The 9839-nt window shown below is 56.7% G+C and carries 9 protein-coding genes; 1 reads left to right on the top strand and 8 read right to left on the bottom strand.

The features are described from left to right. The 8 genes from FKP33_RS26040 to gpr form a co-directional block, all read right to left on the bottom strand. Window positions 1-1151, bottom strand: a 1151-nt coding sequence (locus FKP33_RS26040) for a TCP-1/cpn60 chaperonin family protein (RefSeq protein WP_141336750.1), incomplete at its 3' end; no start/stop codon positions are given. After that, window positions 1148-2182 (bottom strand): heat-inducible transcriptional repressor HrcA, encoded by a 1035-nt coding sequence (gene hrcA, locus FKP33_RS26045; protein ID WP_127606899.1) that lies wholly within the window; start codon window positions 2180-2182, stop codon window positions 1148-1150. The genes FKP33_RS26040 and hrcA, both read right to left, overlap by 4 nt. A 97-nt stretch (window positions 2183-2279) precedes the next feature. Beyond that, window positions 2280-2747, bottom strand: coding sequence for an N-acetyltransferase (locus FKP33_RS26050; protein ID WP_127606901.1), 468 nt, complete (start codon window positions 2745-2747; stop codon window positions 2280-2282). A 74-nt stretch (window positions 2748-2821) separates the two neighbouring features. Then, window positions 2822-3994 carry a radical SAM family heme chaperone HemW gene (hemW, locus tag FKP33_RS26055; protein WP_141336751.1) on the bottom strand — a complete coding sequence of 391 codons (1173 nt, stop codon included), beginning with the start codon at window positions 3992-3994 and terminating at the stop codon, window positions 2822-2824. A 75-nt stretch (window positions 3995-4069) separates the two neighbouring features. Beyond that, on the bottom strand, window positions 4070-5881 hold the full coding sequence (gene lepA, locus FKP33_RS26060; protein WP_141336752.1) for a translation elongation factor 4: 1812 nt from the start codon (window positions 5879-5881) through the stop codon (window positions 4070-4072). 148 nt (window positions 5882-6029) lie between these two features. After that, window positions 6030-6419, bottom strand: coding sequence for a hypothetical protein (locus tag FKP33_RS26065; protein ID WP_141336753.1), 390 nt, complete (start codon window positions 6417-6419; stop codon window positions 6030-6032). Between the two features lie 186 nt (window positions 6420-6605). Beyond that, window positions 6606-7859, bottom strand: a complete 1254-nt coding sequence (locus FKP33_RS26070; RefSeq protein WP_141336754.1) for a stage II sporulation protein P — start codon at window positions 7857-7859, stop codon at window positions 6606-6608. Between the two features lie 498 nt (window positions 7860-8357). Continuing rightward, the gene (gene gpr / locus FKP33_RS26075; RefSeq protein ID WP_127606911.1) at window positions 8358-9356 is read right to left on the bottom strand and encodes a GPR endopeptidase; all 999 of its coding nucleotides are present in this window, start codon (window positions 9354-9356) and stop codon (window positions 8358-8360) included. Window positions 9357-9542: 186 nt separating this feature from the next. Here gpr and rpsT point away from each other — a divergent pair, with 186 nt between their 5' ends. Next, window positions 9543-9815, top strand: coding sequence for a 30S ribosomal protein S20 (gene rpsT / locus FKP33_RS26080; protein WP_127606913.1), 273 nt, complete (start codon window positions 9543-9545; stop codon window positions 9813-9815). Window positions 9816-9839 lie beyond the last annotated feature (24 nt).

Raw genomic sequence — 9839 nt, forward strand, 5'->3', positions numbered from 1 at the left:
AGTGCGGCCTGCACCGCCGAAGCGGCGTCGCGCGCAATGCGCAGGCGTTCGCCGGCGATCTCGTGCGTGCTTGCGCCGACGATGATAGACACTTCGACGCTGCCTCTGCCTTCGGCGATGCGCACGCATTCGAGGCGCTCGTCGTAGGCGATATGCCCGGCGAAGCCGAGATAAGGGGCCAGGTCAGCCGCCGGCCGGTACAGCGCGGAACGGCGAACCGGCCGCGCGCCGCTGTATTCGGCCAGACGGCGCAGCTGCGCCCGCGGCAGACGCTGCAGCACCATGATGCCGTGATCGGTGCAGAACTGCTCCGCTTCCGGATCGACGCCACGCTCGCTGACGACGAGCCCGACCCGCAGCTCGGTCAAGCGGCCGAGGGAGGCGCGGAACTGCTCGCGCAGCTGCATTTGCCGGTGAAAGCCGGCCTCGGTCATCAGCGCCTCATCTTCCACCTCTTCCGGTCCGAACGCATCCTGCATCATCAGAATGCGGGCCTCGTCCGACGGGAAATCAGGCTGCAGGTTGGCGGGCTTCTTCGCGATGACGAGCCCGGGCCACACTTCGCCCGGCGACTTGCCGAGCGACTGCACAACATCCGCGAAGCGAAACGATTCTTCGCGCAGCTTTGCCGCGCCAAGCTGCCTGGCGCCGTCTATGATCAGCTCTGCAAGGTCGGCATGCTCGCGGCCTGCGATATAAGCGATCCGATAAGCCATCGGATCGTCCAGACCCTGCAGCGGCCGCGACCGCTCGCTTAAGCTGCGGACGGCGTGCGCGACGCCGTCCTGGATGCCGCGCACGACTTTGGCCACAGGCACGCCGCGCGTCACCTGCCGGGCGCCTTCGGCGACGAGCGCGCCCGCGAGCACCGTCGCCGTCGTCGTCCCGTCGCCGATCCGCTCCTGCTGCGCCCGCGCGACTTGAATGAGCAGCTGGGCCGCGGGATGCGCGACGTCCATCTTCTCCAGAATCGTCACGCCGTCGTTCGTAATAATTACATCGCCATGAGCGCCGACGAGCATCGTATCGAGCCCTTTCGGGCCGAGCGTGCCTTCGACGGCCGAGCAAATCGCACGCACCGCATTGGCGTTATTCCGCAGGCTGGCGTACGATTCCTCGCCTTCCGGACCCGAAGGTTTCATCTGACTCATTTATACCAACGCTCCATCAACTGTGTCATATCTTTGGACAGATGGTCCAACAGCTTGATGACTTTAGCGTAATCCATTCGTGTCGGACCAAGAATGCCGATCGTGCCGAGCAGCTGCCCTTCGAGCGAATACGTCGCCGTAATCAGGCTGCAGTCGTTCACGGCCTCCATCTTGTTCTCGCTGCCGATCCGTACTTGAATGCCTCCGGCTGCGTCCGTGCCTTCGAACAATTGAATGATCTTCGGCGTCTCCGACAGCAAATCGAGAATGCTCTTCACCTTATCGACATCCTTAAACTCCGGCTGCGTCAGCATATTCGTCGTACCTCCGAGGAACACGCGCTCTTCTTCGTCGCGTTCGAAGACGGAATCCAGCATGATCAGCAGCTCTTCGTAACCGGACAAGTAACGGCTCATTTCCGAAGCGATCTCCGTGTAAAGCTTCGATTTGAAGTGCAGCAGCGGCACGTTCTTCAACCGGGCGTTCAGAAGATTCACGAACTTCTCGATTTCCGACATCGGAATGCCTTCCGGAATCGTTACCGTCTTGTTCTCCACCTGACCGGTGTTCGTCACCACGATCGCCACGGCGGTCCGCTCGTTCAAGGGGACGATTTGCAGATGCTTCAATGTTGTGGTAAGCATCTCCGGACCCATGACGATCGAGGTGTACGGCGTCACCTGCGACAAAATCAACGCGACCTGTTGAATGACACGTTCCATCTCCTGCATGCGTTCGGCAAAGAAACGTTTCATCACGTCGACCTCTTCGCCGGCTTCTTGCGCACCTAAAGCCATCAAGTGATCCACGTAATACCGGTAACCTTTATGCGAAGGGATTCGGCCCGCCGACGTATGCGGCTGCTCCAGAAATCCCATTTCTTCCAAATCGGACATTTCGTTGCGGATGGTGGCGGGACTGAACCCCACATTGCCGCGTTTGGATATGCTGCGTGAGCCGATCGGCTCCGCGGAACGGATGTAATCGTCAACGATGGCGCTTAAAATATGTCTCTGACGTTCGGTTAGCATATTCGAAAACCACCTCCGATTCCGGGCTCGTTAGCACTCCGATCAAGCGAGTGCTAAGCTAATACAAAAATAACAGACCTCAAGGGTCTGTGTCAAGTCAATCCAGCCGTTTGAGCACGGCGATTTCGTCGCAGCAGTGCTGTTTTTTACAGTGAATGCAATCGCGCCATACTTTTTCCGGAAAGATTTCCTTCTGCACGACCGTGAAGCCGTTTCTTTCGAAGAAAGCCACCTCGTATGTCAGCGCCATGATCTTCGGAATGCCCTGAGCTCTCGCTTCTTCCACCAGCTTGTTGACTATCGATTTGCCGATGCCGAGGCCCTTGTATCCGGCCGTCACGCCGAGCGAACGGATCTCGACGAGATCCGGACCGAGACGCGTGTTAGAGCCGCAGCCGACCAGCCGACCGTCGACTTCCGCGACGACGAACGTATCCAGCTGAGCCGCTAACGTTTCTTTGGAACGCGGCAGCATAATGCCCTGCTCCGCATAGCCTTGAATAATGTCATATAAAGTATCGATATCCTGTTCGTTCGCCTTCCGGCAGGTCAGGGTCAAAGTCATACGGGCTCCCACCAATCGCATTATGAAGAAAATGAAATGATATGAATAAATATACAACAAAACGTATAAAGGCTTCAACCTATTTTTAATTCAGACGCCTCCAAAAACTCCGCGAACACCTCGTTGCCGAGCAAAACGCCCGAATCGCTCAGCCGGTAGCCGGTTTGCGTATCTTCCAGCAGCCCTTTCGCGCACAACCGGCGTATCGTTCCGCCGAATACGGATTCCAGCGGCCGCCCGAACTGCTCTTCGAAGTCGGATCTGCGCACGCCGCGCAGCAGGCGCAAACCAACCATCATAAAGTCTTCCATCGCTTCAACCTCTTCGACCTCGCTCGTCTGCAGAAGCGGCAAGCCGCTGCGCGTAGCGTCGATGTAAGGCTGAACCCCTTTGATGTTAACGTGCCGCGTCCCGCGCACATAGCCGTGAGCGCCGGCCCCCAGACCGTAGTAGCTTCGGTTAAGCCAGTACATCGAATTGTGCCTGCTCTCGTAACCCGGTTTCGCAAAGTTGCTGATTTCGTACTGGCCGTACCCGGCCTCCTTCAACCGCTTCATTATATGAAGGAACATGCCAACCTCCTCATCCTCCTCCGGAAGCGGCAAATCGCCGCGTTCGTAGAGCGAGTGGAACAGCGTGTTCTCCTCTACCTTCAAGCTGTAGATCGAATAATGGGGCAGCTCCAGCGCGAGCGCTTCCTTCAGCGTGGCCTCCATAATATCGATCGTTTGCTTCGGCAGCCCGAACATCAAGTCGATCGACATGTTCGTAAACCCGGCCTTGCGCGCATTCTCCAGACTCCGGTACACGTCGTCCGTATTGTGAATGCGCCCGATTCGCTCGAGCAGCGCATTGTCGAACGACTGTACGCCAAAGCTGATCCGGTTCACGCCGCCCTCTTTCATCGCCTGCAGCTTCTCCAGATCGGTCGTCCCCGGGTTCGCTTCCATGGAGAACTCGATATTTGCCGCCCAATTGCCAAAATACATGCGCACGCGGCGAAGGAATACGTCCATCTGCTCCGGCGTCAGCACCGTCGGCGTCCCGCCTCCGACGAAGATCGTCTCGATCTCACCCGGCGGCACGCTCTTTACCGTCCGTTCCATCTCCCGCTCCAAGGCATCCAAATAATCCATGACCGGCTGCCCCTTCAATATATATGAGTTGAAATCGCAGTAATGGCACTTGTTCGTACAAAACGGGATATGAAGATACACCGCCTTGGGCGTTTGCGTTTGCTGCAACATGCTTAGTCCCCCCCTTAATGCCAAAAGCAGGCGTTCGCGTTATGCCGAACACCTGCTTCCCGCACTGCTTTTGATCTATTCGTCGATCTTCAAGACGGCCATGAACGCCTCCTGAGGCACTTCCACGCTGCCGACCTGCTTCATCCGTTTTTTTCCTTCTTTTTGCTTCTCCAGCAGTTTCCGCTTCCGGCTGATGTCGCCGCCGTAGCATTTGGCCAATACGTTCTTGCGCATCGCTTTGACCGTTTCGCGGGCAATGACCTTCTGCCCGATCGCCGCTTGAATCGGCACCTCGAACATTTGACGCGGAATGAGCTCGCGGAGCTTCTCGCAAATGATGCGTCCGCGGTTGTAAGCTCTGTCGCGGTGGACGATGAACGAGAGCGCGTCGACTTGCTCGTTGTTCAGCAGGATGTCCATCTTCACGAGATTCGTCCGCTTGTAGCCCGACAGCTCGTAGTCGAACGAAGCGTACCCTTTCGTGCTCGATTTCAACTGATCGAAGAAATCGTATACGATCTCCGACAGCGGAATGTCGTAGGTAAGCGTCACGCGCGTCGTATCCAGGTATTCCATGTTGACGAACTCGCCGCGCTTGCCCTGGCACAGCTCCATAATCGCGCCCACGTAATCGTTCGGCACGATGATCTTGGCTTTTACGAACGGCTCTTCGACGAAATCGATTTTGCCCGGCTCCGGGAACAGCGAAGGGTTCTCGATGTTCAGCACCTCGCCGTTCGTCTGCGTGACGCGGAACACGACGCTCGGCGCCGTTGTGATGAGCGGAATGTTGAATTCGCGCTCGATCCGCTCCTGGATGATTTCCATGTGCAGCAGCCCGAGGAAGCCGCACCGGAAGCCGAAGCCGAGCGCTGTCGACGTCTCCGGCTCGAAGCTGAGCGAAGCGTCGTTCAGCTGCAGCTTCTCCAGCGCATCGCGCAAATCGTTGTAATCGCTCGTTTCGATCGGGTACAAGCCGCAGAACACCATCGGATTGATTTTGCGGTAGCCCGGCAGCGGTTCCGGCGTCGGATTCTTCGCGTCAGTCACCGTATCCCCGACGCGGGTGTCCCCGACATTTTTGATCCCGGCCACAATAAAGCCGACATCGCCGACTTCAAGCGAATCCACGATGCCCATACGCGGTTTGAACGCGCCGACCTCAATGACTTCGAACGTTTTTTCGGTCGCCATAAACTTGATTTTCGAACCGGCCCGGATCGATCCGTCAATGACGCGGACATACACGATAACGCCCTTATAAGGGTCGAAGTGCGAGTCGAAAATGAGCGCTTTCAGCGGCTGCGTCGAATCTCCGGTCGGCGCCGGAACTTTCTGCACGACCTGCTCGAGAATTTCCTTGATGCCGATCCCGGCTTTGGCCGAAGCCAAGACCGCTTCGCTCGCATCGAGACCGATGACGTCCTCGACCTCCTGCTTCACCCGTTCCGGATCTGCGCTGGGCAGGTCGATCTTGTTGATGACCGGCAAAATCTCCAGGTTGTTGTCGAGCGCCAAGTACACGTTAGCCAGTGTCTGCGCTTCGATCCCCTGCGCCGCGTCAACGACAAGCAGGGCGCCTTCGCAGGCGGCCAGACTGCGGGATACTTCGTACGTGAAATCGACGTGTCCCGGCGTATCGATCAGATTCAATATATATTCCTCGCCGTCGTCGGCGCGGTAGTTCAAGCGTACGGCCTGCAGCTTGATCGTAATGCCCCGTTCCCGCTCCAAATCCATTTGGTCGAGCACCTGATCCTGCATCTCGCGGGATGTCAGCGCGCCGGTAAATTCCAAGATCCGGTCGGCCAGCGTCGATTTCCCGTGATCGATATGGGCGATAATGCAGAAATTTCTAATTTTCTTTTGTCTGGCTTGGATATCCATCGGCAGCAAAACCTCACTAAACTCGCTTTTTGTACAATACTTTTCATTATAGCAGTTGTGGGGTCTTGCATCAATGCACGGAAATTCCGCGCTGTTTCCGGCTTGCGGGCCCCGACAGCCTTGCAGAGAAGTCCCCCTGCCTGCGCCATTACTTCAGCATCGCCTCAAACAAAGAAACAATGGCGCGGATGCCGTGATAGGCGATGATTTGCAGCAGCTCGCCCGCCTTGTTGCCGACCCGGTTGATGCCGGTATCGGCGGCGGGCTCCTGAGGCGCTTTCGCTACAGGCTTCGTCTTCTTCTCGGCCGTTTTCTTCACCGGCTCCGACTTCTCGGGCGCAGGCGGCGCCGACTTCTTCGCCCCTGCCGGAGCTGCGCTGTTCGGGCGCACTCCGGCGGCGGAAGCTTCGCCCGGCGGCTTCGTCAGCGGACCGTGAATGCGTTCGGTTCCCTGCGTCGCAAGCGATACCCCGAAAAAAAGGCAAAAAGCCATCGCCAATGCGATGGCGCCGAATTTGAACCAGCCGCTTCCGTTCATGATCCTTTGCACGCTCCTTGCCTTGTCTCTTCAGGCCGCCTCAGCGCCCTTTCTTCTTCCCGCGTTTCGGTTTCGCATGACCAACCGCGCCAATCGGGTTCCCCGGGGTTCTCCGCGCTTCCGCCTGTAGCTTACCTGTCCGCGTCCTCAACGATTTGGCTTGGCCGCTTCATTCCCCTAGCCGTGTCAGCTTGGCTTTTTTGCAGACGTGCCGTCCGAGGCGGGCGACGGTTTCGCATCGACCTTCTCCGCGTTCAGGATGACCTCGGCGATCGCTGCAGCAAGCGCATCCGCTGTCCGGTAGCATTCCTCCAGGCTGTTATCGACCCCGCCCACTTCGACCAATACGCTGTTCGGCGAGAAGTTCTGGTTGTATACGCCGTTCCCTTCCCCCGACTTCGCATGAATGCCCTTGGAAATGCCGGGGAATTTCGCTTCCAACGCCTCATGAATTTTCTCGGCAAACTCGTAATTTTGTTTATAATTCGGGTTTTTGCCCCCGATAATGAAATAGATTTGCGCGTAGTCTACCCCTTTGATGGTTGCCGTCGTTTTCGAGCGCCGCTGCGAATCGCGATGGATGTCGAAGTAATAATCCAGATCGGGATGCCCGGCCGAAGCTTCCTGCAGCGTTTTTAACGAATATTTATAGGAAAAGTAATAATTGAAGCCTTTCTCGATAGCCGGATAGTTTTTATCCGAATGGACGGCGCCGATGCCTTCCTTTTCCAATCTCTGCGCAAGCCTGAGACCGACCTGGGTGACATTCTTCTTCGGATCGTACGCTTTATCCGGATCCTTCTCGCCCGGCAGCTCCGGCAAATACGATTCCTGGTTGTGAGACTGATAGATAAAGGCGACATTCTTGCCTGCCGCAGCGGGAGGCTGAGCCGTCGGCGCTTGCGGTCCGAGCACCGCTCCGCCCGTTTCGCCCGCCGATCCCGGATTCGCCGTGATCGTCCCTTCGCTCCCGAGCTCCTTCCCCTCAAATACATCCGACCGCGGACTGTAATCCTCCGGCGTATCGATGCTTCCCACATTATTCAGCGGCACCGCACGGGTCTGCGACATCCCCGGCACTTCGCGGGCTATCAGCGTCTTCGGATCGTTCGGATTCAAATCCGTCACCAGCGCGAACAAAAAATTCGATACGTTCGATTGCGAGAACGTGAACGATTTGCCGCCGGCCGGCAAGCCCGGTACCTCAAGCCCCATCATATCCATAAAAAAGCGGCTGGATACGGACGCGGCAAGCCCCTTCATCGAAGCGTTCGGCGAGGCGCCCGACACCCGCGATTGCACGTAGCCGAGCACGCCCAGCACCATAAAAAAAATGAAGCACCCTATCATCAACATGGACAACGTTTTCGAATAAACCCCGAGCATTTGTCCCGTTTTGCGAACTTTGCTTAGATTGACGGTGACGGCAGACCATTTCATGTACTTGTTCCTCCTCTTTACCGGATCGCGTCGTACGACCGTTGCTGCGATGTCGGCAGGGGAACGATTCGTGATTCGTGTCCCCCGCTTCTCTAGTAACTACTCTATGAGTCTCGTTCGGGAGATAGAACCATAAATTTCATAGGGCTCGCAGGCTCCGAGCAGGCTGGCGTGCTGATTCAGGACGTGAAGGAGTACGTGGAACAAGCCGTCACAGGGTGCGTGCGGTAACAACTGAATCAATAAGGTCGGGGGAGCGGTGCAAAGCGCAGGGTCTTCGTTCCGGGAAATCGACGGTTCCATCGCCGAGTCAGGCAGGCTCATCCGCAATCGTCTACCACGCAGTTGCTTGTAAGGGCCGGTAACTTGCAGAGGCTGCTAAGCCGCTTCAAAATGACTTAACAAACAGGAAGCCATCCCTAAAGCCGCTGCGCTTTAAGGATGGCCTCTGTACGGGGACCGTAACACAATTGTGCGTGCCTCCCGCTCATACCGATGCTAGTGCGTGTAAGCCGATACATTGTCCACATCAACCGCTTCATGGAGCGCGGCGTTCAGGCCGCTGGCGATGATGTTGGCGATATCCTCGATAAATTGGTCGATTTCCTTCGGCGTCACGAGCAGATCGTGACCTAACGGATTCAACACCTCTTTGACGAGCTCAAGCCGTTCCTGCTCCTGCATCGTATCCATTAAACCGAGGATTTGTCCGGTGTTGGACGTTTGCCGCGCAAAATGGGCATGCATCAAGTCAAAGGCGTTGTTGACGATCGTGCTGGCGTAAACGACTGTCGGAACGCCGATGGCGATGACCGGCACGCCGAGCGCATCGAGCGTCAGCCCCTTGCGCTTGTTGCCGATGCCGGAGCCGGGATGGATGCCCGTGTCCGCGATCTGGATCGTCGTGTTTACCCGCTCGAGCGAACGGGAAGCCAGTGCATCGATGGCGATGACAAGATCCGGCTTGGACCGTTCAACGATGCCCTGCACAATATCGCTCGTTTCAATCCCGGTCGTGCCGAGTACGCCGGGCGCCACCGAGCTGACCGGCCGATAGCCGGGACTGACTTGACCCGGCATCAGTTCAAAGTAGTGGCGGGTAACCATCACGTTCTCAACGACCATCGGACCGAGCGCGTCGGGGGTCACATTCCAGTTGCCGAGTCCGATGATCAACACGCTGGCATTAGCGGGAACATTCAGCTTGAGTAGAAATTTTTCAAATTCACGGGCAAACACGGTCGCGACGCGGTCTTGCAGATCGCTGTCTTTTTTGCGCAGCTCGGGAACATCGATCGTAATGTAATGCCCCGGCAGCTTGCCGATCGCCCGGGAGCCTTCCTCCGACGTGATGTCGATCAGGCTGACCCGGATGCCCTCCTCGTCTTTGCTGGACGTATGTACGCCGGGAATGGCCGAGCCGGAGGCGGAAGCCAAGTCGTGAGCTTCTAACGCGAGGTCCGTTCGCACCGAATACGCGCTTAAATCCAAATCCATGAACGTATCCCCTCTCTTCATCGTTTCGCTCGTATATTGTGTGATAAACAAGAGGGCGTTATACAAAATGTTCCGCTAACGGCCTGACGTTCTATTGCATTTTGATACCGCCCATGTTAGAATATCTAGAGTTGTCAACAAATAAGAACTTTGTTTGTTTGCAAGTTGTTGTAGGAGGTGAACGTCATGCCAAACATTAAATCCGCTATCAAACGCGTGAAAGTGAGTGAAAAGCGCCGTCTGCGCAACGCATCTCACAAATCCGCACTTCGTACTGCTGTAAAAGCTTTTGAAACGGCTGCAGCAGGTAGCAACGTGGAAACTGCTAAAGATGCTTTGATCGCTGCCAGCAAAAAGCTGGATAAAGCGGTGACCAAAGGTTTAGTCCATAAAAACACAGCTGCCCGCAAAAAGTCCCGCCTCGCGAAAAAGCTGAACGCGCTTGCCGCTCAAGGCTAAGCGTCCCGATACAAGCATGCGACA

Origin of the sequence: Paenibacillus sp. tmac-D7 (assembly GCF_006519665.1) — a bacterium.
Lineage (GTDB): Bacteria > Bacillota > Bacilli > Paenibacillales > NBRC-103111 > Paenibacillus_G > Paenibacillus_G validus.